This is a genomic window from Cellulomonas sp. P1_G12_2, from assembly GCF_056405535.1.
Map to the genome: position 1 here is coordinate 210,440 of NZ_JBFUBX010000002.1, position 15,688 is coordinate 226,127.

14 protein-coding genes are annotated in these 15,688 nt (G+C 73.2%); 6 read left to right on the forward strand and 8 right to left on the reverse strand.

The features are described 5' to 3' along the window. Positions 1-10 precede the first annotated feature (10 nt). The 4 genes from AC1DXT_RS08940 to AC1DXT_RS08955 form a co-directional block, all read right to left on the reverse strand. On the reverse strand, positions 11-889 hold the full coding sequence (locus tag AC1DXT_RS08940; RefSeq protein ID WP_477061009.1) for a sugar phosphate isomerase/epimerase family protein: 879 nt from the start codon (positions 887-889) through the stop codon (positions 11-13). Further along, positions 886-2,049 (reverse strand): Gfo/Idh/MocA family protein, encoded by a 1,164-nt coding sequence (locus tag AC1DXT_RS08945; RefSeq protein ID WP_477061010.1) that lies wholly within the window; start codon positions 2,047-2,049, stop codon positions 886-888. The genes AC1DXT_RS08940 and AC1DXT_RS08945 overlap by 4 nt, the downstream gene beginning before the upstream one ends. A 520-nt stretch (positions 2,050-2,569) precedes the next feature. Further along, positions 2,570-4,000 (reverse strand): mannitol dehydrogenase family protein, encoded by a 1,431-nt coding sequence (locus AC1DXT_RS08950; RefSeq protein ID WP_477061011.1) that lies wholly within the window; start codon positions 3,998-4,000, stop codon positions 2,570-2,572. Between the two features lie 71 nt (positions 4,001-4,071). After that, positions 4,072-5,157, reverse strand: coding sequence for a LacI family DNA-binding transcriptional regulator (locus AC1DXT_RS08955; RefSeq protein ID WP_477061012.1), 1,086 nt, complete (start codon positions 5,155-5,157; stop codon positions 4,072-4,074). A 198-nt stretch (positions 5,158-5,355) separates the two neighbouring features. Between AC1DXT_RS08955 and uxaC the strand changes: the two genes are divergently transcribed. The 4 genes from uxaC (at position 5,356) to AC1DXT_RS08975 (ending at position 8,996) form a co-directional block, all read left to right on the forward strand. Beyond that, positions 5,356-6,843 (forward strand): glucuronate isomerase, encoded by a 1,488-nt coding sequence (gene uxaC, locus AC1DXT_RS08960; RefSeq protein WP_477061013.1) that lies wholly within the window; start codon positions 5,356-5,358, stop codon positions 6,841-6,843. After that, positions 6,840-7,469 carry a bifunctional 4-hydroxy-2-oxoglutarate aldolase/2-dehydro-3-deoxy-phosphogluconate aldolase gene (eda, locus tag AC1DXT_RS08965; protein WP_477061014.1) on the forward strand — a complete coding sequence of 210 codons (630 nt, stop codon included), beginning with the start codon at positions 6,840-6,842 and terminating at the stop codon, positions 7,467-7,469. Before uxaC ends, eda begins: the two co-directional genes overlap by 4 nt. 61 nt (positions 7,470-7,530) lie before the next feature. After that, positions 7,531-8,634 (forward strand): PfkB family carbohydrate kinase, encoded by a 1,104-nt coding sequence (locus AC1DXT_RS08970; RefSeq protein WP_477061015.1) that lies wholly within the window; start codon positions 7,531-7,533, stop codon positions 8,632-8,634. Between the two features lie 152 nt (positions 8,635-8,786). Continuing rightward, on the forward strand, positions 8,787-8,996 hold the full coding sequence (locus AC1DXT_RS08975) for a hypothetical protein (RefSeq protein WP_477061016.1): 210 nt from the start codon (positions 8,787-8,789) through the stop codon (positions 8,994-8,996). 144 nt (positions 8,997-9,140) lie between these two features. Here AC1DXT_RS08975 and AC1DXT_RS08980 read toward each other — a convergent pair whose 3' ends face one another. Next, positions 9,141-10,670 (reverse strand): UxaA family hydrolase, encoded by a 1,530-nt coding sequence (locus AC1DXT_RS08980; RefSeq protein WP_477061017.1) that lies wholly within the window; start codon positions 10,668-10,670, stop codon positions 9,141-9,143. Between the two features lie 89 nt (positions 10,671-10,759). On the opposite strand from AC1DXT_RS08980, the gene AC1DXT_RS08985 reads away from it, so the two are divergent. Together AC1DXT_RS08985 and AC1DXT_RS08990 are read left to right on the forward strand one after the other, a co-directional pair. Beyond that, positions 10,760-11,782 carry a LacI family DNA-binding transcriptional regulator gene (locus AC1DXT_RS08985; RefSeq protein ID WP_477061018.1) on the forward strand — a complete coding sequence of 341 codons (1,023 nt, stop codon included), beginning with the start codon at positions 10,760-10,762 and terminating at the stop codon, positions 11,780-11,782. Between the two features lie 9 nt (positions 11,783-11,791). Continuing rightward, entirely contained in the window at positions 11,792-12,118 is a 327-nt protein-coding gene (locus AC1DXT_RS08990; RefSeq protein WP_477061019.1) for a hypothetical protein, read from the forward strand. On the opposite strand, the gene AC1DXT_RS08995 is transcribed toward AC1DXT_RS08990, so the two are convergent. The 3 genes from AC1DXT_RS08995 to AC1DXT_RS09005 form a co-directional block, all read right to left on the reverse strand. Next, on the reverse strand, positions 12,115-12,810 hold the full coding sequence (locus AC1DXT_RS08995) for a FadR/GntR family transcriptional regulator (RefSeq protein WP_421743214.1): 696 nt from the start codon (positions 12,808-12,810) through the stop codon (positions 12,115-12,117). The genes AC1DXT_RS08990 and AC1DXT_RS08995 overlap by 4 nt on opposite strands. 24 nt (positions 12,811-12,834) lie before the next feature. Next, complete coding sequence (locus tag AC1DXT_RS09000; RefSeq protein ID WP_477061020.1) at positions 12,835-13,704, reverse strand: amidohydrolase family protein; 870 nt, start codon at positions 13,702-13,704, stop codon at positions 12,835-12,837. Between the two features lie 97 nt (positions 13,705-13,801). Next, on the reverse strand, positions 13,802-15,532 hold the full coding sequence (locus tag AC1DXT_RS09005) for a gamma-glutamyltransferase family protein (protein ID WP_477061626.1): 1,731 nt from the start codon (positions 15,530-15,532) through the stop codon (positions 13,802-13,804). Positions 15,533-15,688: the final 156 nt, after the last annotated feature.

Here is a 15,688-nt window from a genome sequence, read left to right on the forward strand (position 1 = left end):
CCGGCCCCCGTCAGAGGAACGGCTGCACCAGCTGGAGGTAGCGCTCAGCCAGCGTCGCGACCGTGTCGTCGCCCGGCGTGTCCCAGATGGCCTCGTTGAAGATCTCCACCTCGACGTCCCCGGTGTAGCCGGTCTCGGCCACCCAGCGCGTGATCGTCGGGAAGTCGATGTAGCCGTCGCCGACGTGCCCGCGGGACAGGAGCGCGTCGGCGGCCAGCGGGAGGATCCAGTCGCACACCTGGTAGCTGGCGATCCGCTTCTGCGCGCCCGCGCGGGCGATCTGGCGCTGCAGGTCCGGGTCCCACCACACGTGGTACGTGTCGACGACGACACCGACGACGTCCGCGGGGAACGGCTCCGCGATGTCGAGTGCCTGGCCGAGCGTCGAGATGACCGCACGGTCGGCGGCGAAGATCGGGTGCAGCGGCTCCAGCACGAGGCGGACACCGTGCCCGGCCGCGAACGGGGCGAGCTCGCCGATCCGGTCCGCGACCCGCTGCCGGGCGCCGACGAGGTCACGCCCAGTGGTGCCCGTTCTTGCAGGGCCGCCCGGTGCGGTCGCGGCGGGCAGCCCGCCGACGACCATGATCAGCTCGCGCGTGCCGAGCGTGGCGGCCTCGACGATCGCGCGGCGGTTGTCGTCGAGCGCCGCCGTGGCGTCGCCCTCGTCATCCGCGGTGAGGAACCCGCCGCGGCACAGTGACGAGACGCGCAGGCCGGCGTCGGCGACGATCTTCGCGGCCTCCGTGACACCGGCCTCCTGCACACGGTCGCGCCAGACGCCGAGCGCGGGCAGCCCGGCTCGGACGGCTCCGTCGACCGCCTCCTGCAGGGTCCAGCGCTTGGTCGTCGCGGTGTTCAGCGACAACCGGCTGAGGTCGGTGCTCACAGGCTGATCGTCGGGACGTCGAGCCTGCGGCCCTCCGCCGACGACTGAAGGCCCAGCTCGGCCAGCTGCACACCGCGGGCGGCCGACAGCAGGTCGAACCGGTGGGTGCGGCCGGCGACGACGTCGCGCAGGAACTCCTCCCACTGCAGCTTGAAGCCGTTGTCCAGGTCGCCGTTGGCCGGCACCTCCAGCCACTGGTCGCGGAACGACTCGGTGACGGGCAGGTCCGGGTTCCACACGGGCTTCGGTGTGTGAGCGCGCTGCTGGGCAACGCACTTGTTCAGCCCCGCGACCGCCGAGCCGTGCGTGCCGTCGATCTGGAACTCGACCAGCTCGTCGCGGTACACGCGGACGGCCCAGGACGAGTTGATCTGCGCGACGACGGGGTCGCCGCCGGGGGTCTCGATCTCGAAGATCCCGTAGGCGGCGTCGTCGGCGGTGGCGTCGTACGCCGTGCCCTGCTCGTCCCAGCGCGTCGGGATGTGCGTCGCGGTCTGCGCGTTCACCGTCCTGACCGTGCCGAGGATGCCCTCGAGCACGTAGTTCCAGTGGCAGAACATGTCGACGACGATGCCGCCGCCGTCCTCCTTGCGGTAGTTCCAGCTGGGGCGCTGGGCCTCCTGGCCGTCGCCCTCGAACACCCAGTAGCCGAACTCGCCGCGCAGCGACAGGATCCGGCCGAAGAAGCCCTCGTCCACCAGGCGGCGCAGCTTGACCAGGCCCGGCAGGTACAGCTTGTCGTGCACCACGCCCGCGGTGACGCCCGTGCTTTCGCGCAGACGGGCGAGGTCGATCGCCTCGGCCAGCGTCTCGGCCGTCGGCTTCTCGGTGAAGATGTGCTTGCCGGCCTTCATCGCCGCGGTGAGCGCGCTGTAGCGGCGGCTCGTCACCTGGGCGTCGAAGTAGATGTCGACCGTCGGGTCGTTGATGACCGAGTCGGCGTCGGTGGTCCAGTGCTCGATCCCGTGCAGCTCCGCCAGCTCGCGCACCTTGTCGGCGTTGCGTCCGACGAGGATCGGCTCCACCTGCACGCGGGTGCCGTCCTCGAGCGTGACGCCTCCCTGGTCGCGGATCGACAGGATCGAGCGGACGAGGTGCTGGCGGTAGCCCATCCGGCCGGTGATGCCGTTCATCCCGATGCGCAGGGTGCGGGTCGTCATGAGTGCTCCGAGTGTTCTGGACCGCGGTGTCGGTCGGAGTGGGAATGCGCTTTCCACTGTAGCGCATGCCGCTCCGGTCGCGTCAAGGCTCGGGCCCGGATGCACGCCGGACGCGCGCCCGAAGCGCCCCCGACGCGCCCCCGACGCGCCCCCGACGACCCCTCGACGCGCCCCCGACGCGCCCTCGACGCGCCCTCGACGCGCCCCCGGCGAGCGCCCTCGACGCACCCTCGACGGGCCCCCGACGCGCCCCCGGCGAGCGCCCTCGACGCACCCTCGACGCGCCCCCGACGCGCCCCGACGTGCGCCCGACTACAGCTCGGCCCGCCCACCTACGCGTCCGGCATCAGGGATGCGTGAAGACTTCGTTCCGCTGGGTGCGACGAAGTCTTCACGCGAGCCGCCCGCCCGACCGCGGACCCTCGAACGCGCCGCTGACAGTGGTGAGGCTCCCGCACTCCGAACCCGACGAAAGTCCCTCTGACGCGCACGGCGGACCATCCGCGTGCCGACGCAGTCCTCAGACTCGCGTGGTCACCAGGTTCGCGACGGCCGCCCGCACGGCGGACCGGAAGGCCGCCGAGTCGGCCAGGTCGTCCCCGAACACCGCGCGCACGTCGAGCATCCGGTCGGCCAGCGAGTCGAGCGGTCCCGCCGCCGCGTCCGCGAGGGTGGCCGCCATCGGGTCGTCGAGCGGCACCCGGCGACCGTCGACCACGAGCTCGCCCTGCGTCGTCGCGCGCACATAGGCGATCCACGCGGCGACGGTCACGGCGGCGGCGGTCGGGGTTGCCCCCTCGGCGAGCCGGTCGCGGACCGTGCCGAGCAGGCGCTGCGGGAGCTTCTGCGACCCGTCCATCGCCACCTGCACGGTGGTGTGCCCGGTGTTCGGGTTGGCGAACCGCGCGAGCACGTCGTCCCGGTACCGCGTGAGCTCCATGCCGTCCGGCGCGACGAGGGTGGGCAGCACGTCCTCGTCGACCAGGGCCCGCACCGCGGCGGTCAGGTCGGGGTCGGCCACCGCCTGGGCGATCGTCGCGTGCCCGCGGAGCGCGCCCAGGTAGGCGAGCGTCGAGTGGCTGGCGTTGAGGACCCGCAGCTTGGCGCGCTCGTACGGTGCCACGGCGGACGTCAGGGTCGCCCCGGCGAGCTCCCAGGCGGGTCGCGGACCCGCGAAGTCGTCCTCGACCACCCACTGAGTGAAGGGCTCGCCCACCACCAGGCCGGCATCGGTGAGCCCGAGGAGCGATGTCGCCTCGGCACGGTGGGCGTCCGTGGTGGCCGGCACGATCCGGTCGACCATCGTCCCGGGGAAGCGGACCGACGCATCGATCCACTCGCGCAGCCGCCGGCCGGCGGGCATCGCGTCGAGGGTGGTGCCCACGAGCGCGGCCAGCACGGCACCGTTGTCGGCGAGGTTGTCGCAGCAGACGACCGTCAGCGGACCCGCGTCGGCCCGCGCCCGCTGGGCGAGCCCGCGCAGGAGCAGCCCGATCGGTGAGCGCGCGGCGGAGTCGGTTCGCCGACCGCGCAGGTCCTCGGCGAGGGCGTCCAGGTCGGCCGACAGGTCGGGATCCGTCAGGTCCGGGCCGCCGTCGGCCGCGCGGCGGTAGCCCTTCTCGGTCACCGTGAGCGTCACGACGTGGGTGGCCGGTGCCGCGATCGTCTCCAGGACCCGTGCGGTGTCGGTCCCGGGGAACGCCACACCGAGCAGCGACCCGACGAGCCGCAGCGACGTCTCGGACGTGCCCTTGGTCAGCACGCCGTAGAGGCCGTCCTGCGGCGCGAGCTGCTCGACCACGCGCGCACTGCGCTGCGTGACGCCGAGGATCCCCCAGTGGTTCTCGCCGGCAGCCGCGGCGGCGTCCTCGGTGTAGACCGCCTGGTGCGCGCGGTGGAACGCCCCGAGGCCGAGGTGCACCAGCCCGACGGTGACCTCAGAGGGATCCACCGCCGGCAGTCGGACGCCCGAACGCGTCGCGTCGATGCCCGAGAGAGTCGTCCGAGAGAGCCGGCGCGGAGTCATCCGCCGACCTCGGACGTCTGCGTGCTCGCGACACCCGTCGACGCGCGGACCACCAGCTCGACCCCGATGAGGACCGATGGCGGCGTCCCCGCACCCGGATCGCGTCCGGCGTCGGCCGTGCCCAGCGCCAGGGCCAGGGCCGACTCCGTCGCCGTCGGCACCTGACCGACCTCCACCAGCAGGTCCACCGCCGCGCGGCCGAGGCGGGCGAGCGGGACCGTGACGGTGGTGAGTGCGGGCGACACGAGCGTCGCCGCCGGGATGTCGTCGTACCCCACCACCGAGACGTCCTCGGGAACCCGGACCCCCCGTGCGCGGAGCCTGCTGAGGATGCCGAGCGCCAGCAGGTCGTTGTGCGCCAGGACCGCGGTGACCCCGCTGGCCGCCACGAGGTCACCTGCCGCGACACCTCCGCCGAACAGGGGAGGGAAGTGGCCGAGGTCGGTCACCTCGACGCTGCGCAGACCGTGCGACGCGTGCTCGAGGCCGTGCCTGCGCTGGGAGTCGGACCACGAGCCGACCGGGCCACCGGCGTAGCCGATGCGGCGGTGGCCGAGCGCGTGCAGGTGCCGGACGGCCTGGCGGACGCCGTCGGCGTTGTCGATCACCACGGACGGGTGGCCACCGTGCAGGCGGTTGACGAGGAGCAGCGGGACGTCGTCGTCGAGGACGTCGTGGGACAACCGGTCGAGCTCGAGGTCCGACATGCGCGGGGAGCACAAGATGACCCCGTCCACCTGGGCGCCGAGGTGCCCGACCAGCTCCGCCTCGAGGCGAGGGTCCTCCTCGGCGTCGGCCACGAGGAGCGCGAAGCCGAGGGCGCGGGCGCGCGCCTGGACACCCTTGGCGACGGCTGCGAAGAACGGGTTCTCCAGGTCCGGCACCACCAGGCACAGGTTGCCTGTCCGGCCGGTGATGAGCTCCCGGGCGGCGCGGTTGGGGCGGTAGCCCAGCTCCCGCGCGACCTGCTGGACGTGCTCACGCCGCGCGGGTGCCACCAGATCGGGCGCGCTGAGCGCCCGGGACGCCGTGGCCGGCGAGACCCCGGCGGCGCGCGCGACGTCGCGCAGCGTGACCACCACGTGCCCTCCTCGCTCGACCCCGGATCGGATGAATGCGATTTCAGCACGGTTCGTCGTCCGGTGGCAACCGTCGTCCCGAGATGCGGGACCGCGGAGCATGGGGGCTTGTGATCGGCGCGATCACCTGGTTTGCTGCGATGAATGCGTTTGCACCGCGCGTCATCGCACACCGCGGTGGGACGGTCCGAGGAGGAGTCGATGGTGAGCAAGACCGGGTGGACGTTGCACCCTGACCGGGCCTTGCCCAGCGACCCGTCCGTGCGCCCGATCGCGCGGGAGATCCTGGCGACGACCGCCTCCCTCCCCATCGTCTCCATGCACGGGCACGTCGACGCGGGCGTGCTGGCGCGGGACGAGCCGTTCGCGGACCCCGCCTCCCTCCTGGTCACGCCCGACCACTACCTGGTGCGCATGCTTGTGTCCCAGGGCGTGCCGCACGACGCCCTCGGGGTCGGCCGTCGGGACCGACCAGGAGTCACCGCGGACCCACGCGAGGTCTGGCGCACGTTCGCCACCCACTGGCCGCTGTTCCGCGGGACGCCCACGCGCTACTGGCTCGAGCACGAGCTGGTCGAGGTTTTCGGGGTGGACGAGCGCCCGTCCGCCGACTCCGCCGACCGCCTGTACGACCTCATCTCCGAGCGCCTGGAGAAGCCGGCGTTCCGCCCTCTGGCCCTCTTCGACCAGTTCGGCATCGAGATCCTGGCGACCACCGACGCAGCCACCGCGACGCTCGCCGACCACGCCGAGCTGGCCGACCGCGGTTGGGGCGACCGGATCGTGCCCACGTTCCGGCCCGACGCCCTGCTGCACCTCGACCGCCCCGGCTGGCGCGCAGACGTCGCGCTGCTCGAGGAGCGCTCTGGCGTGAGCATCGGCGGGTACCGCGACCTGCTGCGCGCGCTCGAGGAGCGACGGCGCGCGTTCGTCGCAGCGGGCGCCCGCGCGACCGACCACGGCCACCTGTCCGCGGACACGACGCCGCTGAGCGAGACCGCGGCGGAGCGGATCGTCGCGGACGCGCTGCGGGGGCAGATAGTCGCGGACGACGCCCGGGCGTTCTCCGGTCACATGCTCTTCGAGATGGCGCGGATGTCCGCCGAGGACGGGCTGGTCATGCAGCTGCACCCGGGCGTCCTGCGCGACCACGACCGGGCGGTCGCCGACCTGCGCGGACCCGACGTCGGCTACGACATCCCAGTGCCGACCGAGTACGTCCGCGGATTGCGCCCCGTCCTCGAGGCGTTCGGTCACCACCCTGGTCTGCGGCTCGTGCTCTTCACGGTCGACGAGGACACGTTCAGCCGCGAGCTCGCCCCGATCGCCGGCGTCTACCCGGCCGTCCGGCTCGGCGCCCCGTGGTGGTTCCTGGACACGCCGGACGGCATGCGGCGGTTCCGCGAGGCCGTGACGGACACCGCCGGGTTCGCCAACACCACCGGCTTCGTCGACGACACCCGTGCGTTCTGCTCGATCCCCGCGCGGCACGACCTGGCCCGGCGGATCGACGCCGGGTTCCTCGCGCGTCTGGTCGCGGAGCACCGGCTGGACCTCGACGAGGCGATCGACACCGCCGTCGACCTCGCCTACCGGATCCCGCGCGGAGCGTATGCTCCTCCGAGTTCGGCAAACGCTTTCCCGCGCAGCAGCAGCGGGCACGAGCACGGTGCGAAGGAGCACAAGTGAGCGACATCCTGCAGCGCCTCGCGGCGCACCGCCTGGTACCGGTCGTGGTCATCGACGACGCGGCCCACGCGGACGCCCTGGCCCAGGCCCTGGTCGACGGGGGCCTCCCCGTCGCCGAGGTCACGTTCCGGACGCCGGCCGCGGCGGAGGCGATCCGCGTGATCGCTGCGCGCGGGGACGTCCTGGTCGGCGCCGGCACCGTGCTGACGCCCCAGCAGGTCGACGCGGCCGTGGCCGCCGGCGCGTCCTACGTCGTCTCGCCCGGCACCAGCCGCGCGGTCGTCGAGCGCTGCCTGGAGCACGGCATCCTCGCGCTGCCCGGCGCGGTCACGGCCACGGAGGTGCAGGCCGCGCTCGAGCTCGGTCTGACCACCGTGAAGTTCTTCCCCGCCGGCACGTCCGGAGGGGCCAAGGCGGTGGCGGCCCTCGCGGCACCCTTCGGCGACGTCGGCTTCGTCCCGACCGGGGGCATCGGCCCGGGCAACCTCGCCGAGTACCTCGCGCTGCCCTCCGTCCGCGCGGTCGGCGGATCCTGGATGGTGCCGCGCGACCTCATCCGCGGCGGGGACCTCGATGCCGTCCGTGATCTCACGGCCGAGGCCGTCAGCCTCGTTGCCCACCCCTGAGCTCGCCCACCCCTGAGCCCGCCCACCCCTGACCTCGAGCGCCCCCGAAGGAGCGTCACCCATGTCCGACCTGGTCATCCGCCCCGCGGCCGAGACCCGCTACGACGCCGTGTCGCTCGGCGAGGTCATGCTCCGCCTCGACCCCGGCGAGGGGCGCATCCGGACCGCCCGCTCGTTCCGCGTGTGGGAGGGCGGCGGTGAGTACAACGTTGCCCGCGGCCTGCGCCGCGCGTTCGGGCTACGGACCGCGATCGTCACCGCGCTCGCGGACAACGAGGTCGGCCGGCTGGTCGAGGACTGCATCCTGACGGGCGGCGTGGACACGTCGTTCGTGCGCTGGATCCCGTACGACGGGGTCGGTCGGGCCGTGCGCAACGGGCTCAACTTCACCGAGCGCGGCTTCGGCGTGCGGGGGGCGGTCGGGGTCAGCGACCGCGGCCACACCGCGGCAGCCCAGCTGGCGCCCGGGGACGTCGACTGGGAACACCTGTTCGGCGAGCTCGGCGTGCGCTGGTTCCACACCGGCGGCATCTTCGCCGCATTGTCCGACAGCGCGGCCGAGACCGTGATCGAGGCCGTCACCGTCGCCCGCAAGCACGGGACGATCGTCAGCTACGACCTCAACTACCGGCCGAGCCTCTGGAAGGCGGTCGGTGGCCAGGCTCGCGCGCAGGAGGTCAACCGGACCATCGCTCCGCAGATCGACGTGATGATCGGCAACGAGGAGGACTTCACCGCCTCGCTCGGCTTCGAGGTCGAGGGCGTCGACGAGAACCTGTCGTCACTCGAGCTCGACTCGTTCGCCGCGATGATCGATCGCGTGGCCGAGGCGTACCCGAACTTCCAGGTGATCGCGACGACGCTGCGCACGGTGCACTCCGCGACGGTGAACGACTGGGGCGCGATCGCCTGGTCGAAGGGCACCGGACTGGTCAGCGCGACGCACCGCGAGCGTCTAGAGATCCTCGACCGGGTCGGCGGCGGGGACTCGTTCGCCTCCGGGCTGGCCTACGGCCTGCTCGCCGGGGAGGACCTGCAGACTGCTGTCGAGTACGGAGCCGCGCACGGAGCCCTGGCCATGACGACGCCGGGCGACACGACGATGGTCAGCAAGGCGGAGGTGCTCAAGCTCGCCGGTGGCGGGGGCGCGCGCGTCGACCGCTGAGCCTCGCGCGGGCCCCGCGCGGACGGAGGGCACCGGTTGGTCCGTGTCCGACAGGCGGCGCCCACCACAGGCGTGGTGCACTGAGCCTGCACCCGCACCGTCTGCACCACCCGGAGGTCCTCGCCGTGAGCCACTCGATGTTGCCGTCAGCGATGCCTGGAGCGTCACTCGAGCTGGACCCCGAGGGTCGCCTGCTGTGCCCCGCGTGCCGGGCGACCACGCTCGACGTGTCGAGGACCGAGCAGGTCGACGGCGTGCCGTGGGTCAACCACTCGCTGGTGTGCCGCGCGTGCGGCACCACCTCGCGGCTCGCGCTCGTGGGCGCGTTCGGTCAGACCGTCCTGCGCTGGCTGGACGACTGAGACTCGGCGCCGGCTGGACGCAGTGAGAGATCAGACCGTCCTGCGCTGGCTGGACGACTGAGACTCGGCGCCGGCTGGACGCAGTGAGAGATCAGACCGTCCTGCGCCGGCTGGACGACTGAGCGCCGACCGGCTGAGACCGGGTCAGGTGACCGCGCCGAGCTGCCACGGCACGAACTCGTCAGAGCCCAGGTCCAGCTCCTCGGACACGGTCTGCCGCCCGGACGCGACGGCGATGATCAGCTCGAACAGCTCTTCGCCGACGGACGTGACGGTTGCGGTGCCGTCGACGATCCGCCCGGCGTTCAGATCCATGTCCTCGGTCATCCGCAGGTAGGTCGCGGTGTTCGTCGCGACCTTGATGGACGGCGTGGGCTTGCAGCCGAGCACGGACCCGCGGCCGGTGGTGAACACGACGACCGTGGCGCCGCCGGCGACGAGGCCGGTGACGGAGACGGGGTCGTACCCGGGGGTGTCCATGAACGTAAACCCGCGGGCGGTCACCTTCTCGGCGTACTCGTAGACCTCGACCAGCTCGGCGGTACCGCCTTTGGCCACGGCGCCGAGCGACTTCTCGAGGATCGTGGTCAGCCCGCCCGCCTTGTTGCCGGGCGACGGGTTGTTGTCCATGGTGCCGCCGCCGGCGGCGGTGTAGCCCTTCCACCAGTCGAGGCGGTCGAGGAGCTTCTGCCCGACGTTGCGGGACACTGCCCGGCGCAGCAGGAGGTGCTCGGCGCCGAACACCTCGGGCGTCTCGGCGAGCACCGACGTGCCGCCGCGGGCGACCAGCAGGTCGGACGCGTGACCCAGCGCGGGGTTGGCGGTGATGCCGGAGTACCCGTCGGACCCGCCGCAGTTGAGTCCGAGGATCAGCTCGGACACGGGTGCGGGGGACCGGCGCAGGGCGTCGATGCCCGGCAGCATCGCCTCGATGGCCGCCACGCCGGCGCGCACGGTGGCGCGGATCCCGCCCGTCTCCTGGATGACCAGCGTGGTCACGGGCTTGTCGGCGGGCAGGTCGAGCCCGTCCAGGAGCGACTGCGCGGGGAGCATCTCGCAGCCCAGGCCGAGCACGAGCAGCCCGGCGATGTTGGGGTGGTCGGCGTACCCGCGCAGGGTCCGCCGCGTGATCTGGGCGCCCTCGCTCGTGGGGACCAGCCCGCAGCCGGTGTCGTGGGTGAGCGCGACGACCCCGTCGACGTGCGGGAACGCGTCGAGGACCCGGCCGCGGAACTGGTCGGCGATCAGCCGGGCGGTCGACGCGGAGCAGTTCACGGACGTGACGATGCCGACGTAGTTGCGGGTGCCCCACCGGCCGTCGCTGCGCAGGTACCCGTCGAAGGTGCGCACCGGACCCTCGGGGAGCGGGAGAGTGACGCGAGCGGTGCCGAACTCGTAGGCGCGCGCGTCGTCGTCCATGCCCAGGTTGTGCGAGTGCACGTGGTCGCCGACGGCGATGTCCCGCGTGGCACGGCCGATGGACTGCCCGTACTTGTGCACCGGGGCGCCCTGCGGCACCGCGCGGACGGCGACCTTGTGCCCACGCGGAACGCTCTGGGTGACGACGAGCGACCCGAGCGCGGTCCCGGACTGCAGGTCGCGCGTGGCCACGCCGACGTCGTCGTCGGGGCGCAGCACCAGGACGGCGTCGGCCAGGGCGAGCGTCGTCGTCACCAGGGCAGGATATCGCTTTCCGAGAGAATGCACCGGCGAGCCCACCCCGAACGTGCCGCTCACCAGCGGCAAGCGCCTACCCTCCTGACATGGCCGCATCCGTGACCCTCAGCGACGTCGCACGCGAGGCCGGTGTCTCGCTCGCCACCGCCTCCCGCGCGATCAACGGCAGCGCCAACCGCACGGTCCGTGCCGACCTGCGCGACCGCGTGCTCGCCGCGGCGGCCCAGCTGCGCTACACGCCGGACGCCAACGCGCAGGCGATGGCCCGCGGACGGACGACCTCCCTCGGCCTCGTCGTGCACGACATCGCCGACCCATACTTCTCCTCGATCGCCGCGGGCGTCACCCGCGCCGCCGACCGCGCGGGCCTGCAGGTGACCCTCGCGAGCACCCAGCACGACCCCAGCCGGGAGAGCGGGCTGGTGGACCTGCTCAAGCGGCAGCGCGCCCGCGCGATCGTCATCGCGGGTGGTCGCCTGGACGACGAGGCGACGAACGACGAACTGCGCGCGGCGCTCGCCGACTACCGCGCGGTCGGCGGCTCCGTCGCCCTGATCGGTCAGCCGATCCTCGGGGTCGACAGCGTGGTCGTGGACAACGCGCAGGGCGCCGGCGACCTGGCGAAGGCCCTGCACGCCCGCGGCTACCGGCGGTTCGCGGTGCTGGCCGGTCCTGCTGACCACCTGACCGCGCGCGAGCGCAGCGAGTCGTTCCGCGGCGCACTGACCGAGCTGGACAGCCCCGTCCCCGCCGACGCCGTGATCACCAGCGCCTTCACGCACGAGGGTGGCGAGGACGCGATGCGCACGCTGCTGCGGGCCGGCGAGCTGCCGGAGCTGGTGTTCGCGGTCAACGACGTCATGGCGCTCGGTGCCCTGGCCGCCGCGCGCGAGGCCGGCATCCGCGTCCCGGACGACATCGCGCTCGCGGGCTTCGACGACATCTCGACCCTGCGCGACGTCGTCCCGGCGCTGACCACCGTGCGCATCCCGCTGGTCGACGTGGGCATCGCCGCCACCGAGCTGGCGCTCGCTGACGCGTCCGACGAGCCCCGCCTGACGCACGTCCCCACCCAGGTCGTCCTGCGCGACTCGACGCCCGGGCGCTAGCCTGCCGCGATGACGCAGCCGATCGTCGAGATCCACGTTCCGCTGACCCCGAGCCCCGACGTCGCGCCCGGGGAGTACGAGTTCCCGTGGATCGACGACGTCGAGGAGACCCTGGGAGTCGGCGAGGAGGACGGCCGCTACGAGGTGTACGACGACGGCGAAGAGCTGGGCGACGAGTACGTCTTCTTCATCACGGGCGAGTCCGAGGCCGACCTGCTCGCCGTCGCGACGGACATCGCGAACATGCCCGGGCTGCCCGACGGGGCGTTCGCCGTGGTGACCGACGAGGACCTGCAGGATCTCGGCGAGGGTCGGCGCGTGGAGCTGCCGAGCTAGTCGTCCCAGGGCGCCCGCGCGCCGGTGGCCGAGTCCTCGAGCCCGAGCAGGTGCGTGGCCATCCGCAGCCGTGCGCGGTCGGGATCGCGTGCCGCCACAGCCGCCAGGATCGCCTCGTGCTCGACGAAGGTCCGGTCCTCGGTACCCACGTCGCTGAGTCCGCGCCAGAGCCGCGTCCGAGAGGCTCGGCCCGCGAGCCCCTCGATGAGCGCGGCGAGCACCGGGTTGCCGGACGCGCGCGCGACCTCCTCGTGGAACGCCAGGTCGGCATCGACCAGCCGCTCGTGGTCGAGCGGGACCTGCACCAGGGCGCGGGCCGTCTCGTCGAGCGCGACGCGCAGGCGGGCGAGCCCGGCGTCGTCGATGTGCAGGGCCGCGAGCCCGGCCGCCTCGGTCTCCAGGAGCCGCCGGACGGCGTGGAACGCGGAGGCGTCGTCCTGCAGGTCCGCGATGAACCCGACCGGGGCCAGCAGCAACGCGGGGTCGAGCGTCGTCACGTAGGTGCCGTCGCCGTGCCGGGAGTCGAGGATGCCGAGCGTGCCCAGCGCACGGACGCCCTCCCGCAGCGAACCGCGCGAGACACCGAGGGTGGCGGCGAGCTCCTTCTCCGCGGGGAGCCGCTCGCCTGCCTGGAGTCGTCCGTCGAGGATCATCTGCTTGACCCCGTCGACGACGTCGTCGGATCGTGACACGGAGCGAACCTAGCGCCCGCGCGGTCAGTACGAGTCGAACGGCAGTCCGTAGACCTGCGTGGCGGTGCCACCGAGCACCGCAGCCCGGTCGTCGTCGGACAGCTGGTCGACCGTCGAGCGCAGCCCGTGCCACACGTGCGCGTACGAGTCGCCCTCCAGCAGGGCGTACGGCCAGTCGCTGCCGAGCATCAGCCGGTCGGGGCCGAACACCTCGAGCGCGCGGTCGACCGCCGGGCGGAGGTGGTCGGGGGTCCAGCCGGCCCCGGCCGCGGTGGTCAGCCCGGAGAGCTTGGCGACGACGTTGGGCTGCTGCGCGACCGCGCCCAGCAGCGAGGACCAGCGCGTCCAGGCGTCCCGGGACCCGCTGCGCAGCGCGGCGAGCGGGGGAGCGCCGAGGTGGTCGAGCACGATCGTCAGCTTCGGGTGGTTCTCCGCGAGCGTCGCGACGTGCGCCAGGGCCGCCGGGGTGTGCGCGGTGAGGTCCAGCGTGAGCCGGCGCTCGGTGAGGAGCGTCAGGCTCTCGTCGACGGCGGACCCGAGCAGCCAGTCCGGCTCGTGCTCGTCGTGCCCGCGGTGGCCGATCCCGACGATCGGCTCGCGCCGCCACTTGTCCAGCTGGGCGGCGGCGTCCTCGGGGGCGTCGAGGGGCACCCAGGCCACGACGCCGGCGACGCGGGGCGACGACAGCGCCTGGAAGAGCATGAGCTCCGAGTCGGCGCGGTTGTCGGCGGCCTGCACGAGAACCACCCACGACACACCCTCGTCGGCGAGCTGGTCGTCGATGTCCGGCACCCGGAACGTGCGGTGCACGGCCGCATTCTCCGCGGTCATCCAGGGGTAGTGCACCGCGTCCGGGTTCCACACCTGAAGGTGGGCATCCACGACATTGGGCATGCGGGCGACGCTAGCAGTGGTCCGATCTCTGGGCCCGGTCGGGAGCGCATCCCTCATCGAACCCTCATCGACCGGTCAATTCATCGGAGGACTTGGCTCACCGACCCACCGCGTAGCCCTGCATCCCCCGCGGGTTCGCGGCGGCGACGAGCAGCCCGTCCGGCCGGACGCCCGCCGCGCTCAGCCGACCGAGCTCCCACGGCCCGACCGTCTCCACCGCGTGCCCGCGCTCCGCGAGGGCGTCGAGCACGTCGGTGCCGAGCCGCGACTCGGCGACCAGTCCCTGCGGCGTGTGGGTGCGCGGGTAGAACGAGCTGGGCACGTGCGACGAGTGCCACATGGGGGCGTCGATCGCGGCCTGCAGGTCGGCGCCGCCGAGCAGGTGCCGCAGCAGGAACGGCACGGTCCACTGGTCCTGCTGGTCCCCGCCGGGTGTGCCGAACGCGATCCCGGCACCGTCGTCGTCGAGCACCAGGCCGGGGCTGAGGGTGGTCCGCGGCCGCTTGCCCGGAGCCAGGCTGTTGGGCAGCCCCGGCTCCAGCCAGAACATCTGCGCGCGCGTCGGCAGGGCGAACCCGAGGCCGGGCACCACGGGGCTGGACTGCAGCCACCCGCCCGACGGGGTCGCGGAGACCCGGTTGCCCCAGCGGTCGACGACGTCCACGTGGCAGGTGTCGCCGGGGCTGAGCCCGACGGGCGAGACGGTGGGCTCCCCGATGCCCGGGGCCGATCCTGTGCGGGAGCCCCAGAGGCTCGCGGCGACGCGCGGGACACGACCGTCGGGCGACCCGGGGAGCAGTCCCTCGGCTGCCTCGGGGCTGACGAGCCGCGCGCGCGCCGCCGCGTAGTCCGGGGACAAGAGGGTCTCGAGCGGGACGTCGCGGGCGTCGCCGTACCAGGCCTCCCGGTCAGCGAACGCGAGCTTGGCCACCTCGACGACCGTGTGCACGAGCTCCAGCGTGTCGCGGGACCGCACCAGCGAGCCCACGTCGAGTGCCTCGAGCATCGCCAGCTGCTGCAGGAGCACCGGTCCCTGCCCCCAGGCACCGGTCTTGTGGACGGTCCGTCCGGCGAACCGCAAGGACGTCGGCTGCTCCTCGGTGGCGCGCCAGGACGCGAGGTCGGCGGCGCGGAGCAGCCCGGTGTGGCGTCGGCCCGACGAGTCCTGGACGGCGACGCCCGACTGGAAGGCGTCGACATCCTCGGCGACGAAGCCCTCGTAGAACGCCTTCCGCGCGGACTCGATCTGCTGCTCGCGGGTGGAGCCGCCGCCCGCGAGCAGCCGCTCGAACGTGTCCGCCAGCGCGGGGTTGCTGAACCGGGCGCCCGCGGCGGGGACCTGGCCGTGCGGGAGGTACACCTCCGCGGACGTCGGCCAGTGCTCGGTGAACATGTCGGCGACCGTCGCGATCGTGCGGGACGCGGCCCTGACCAGCGGGTAGCCGTCGCGGGCGTACTCGATCGCCGGCGTCAGGACGTCGGCCAGCGGGAGGGTGCCGTACCGCGCGAGGAGGTCGAGCCACGCGCCGAACGCCCCCGGCACCACGGCGGCCAGGTGGCCTGTGCCCGGCACGAGGTCGAGGCCGAGGTCCCGGTACGCCTCGATCGTCGCCGCCGCGGGCGCAGGGCCCTGCCCGCAGACGACGAACGTGTGCCCGTCCTGAGCGCGGTACCCGAGGATCGGCGCGTCCCCGCCCGGTCCGTTCAGGTGCGGCTCGACCACCGAGAGCGTGAACCCGGCGGCCACGGCCGCGTCGAACGCGTTCCCGCCGACCTCGAGCATCCGCATCCCCACGGCCGACGCCAGCCAGTGCGTGGAGGCGACCATGCCGAAGGATCCGGTGAGCTCGGGGCGCGTGGTGAACACCCGTCGATCCTGCCTCACGGCCCCGGTGCCGTCCGAAACGTCCCGATATCGGGACCTTCGATTCTGTTGCGCAGGCGTCCAGCCGGTCTTCCGTGTGTCTCACAGGGACGACCCGAG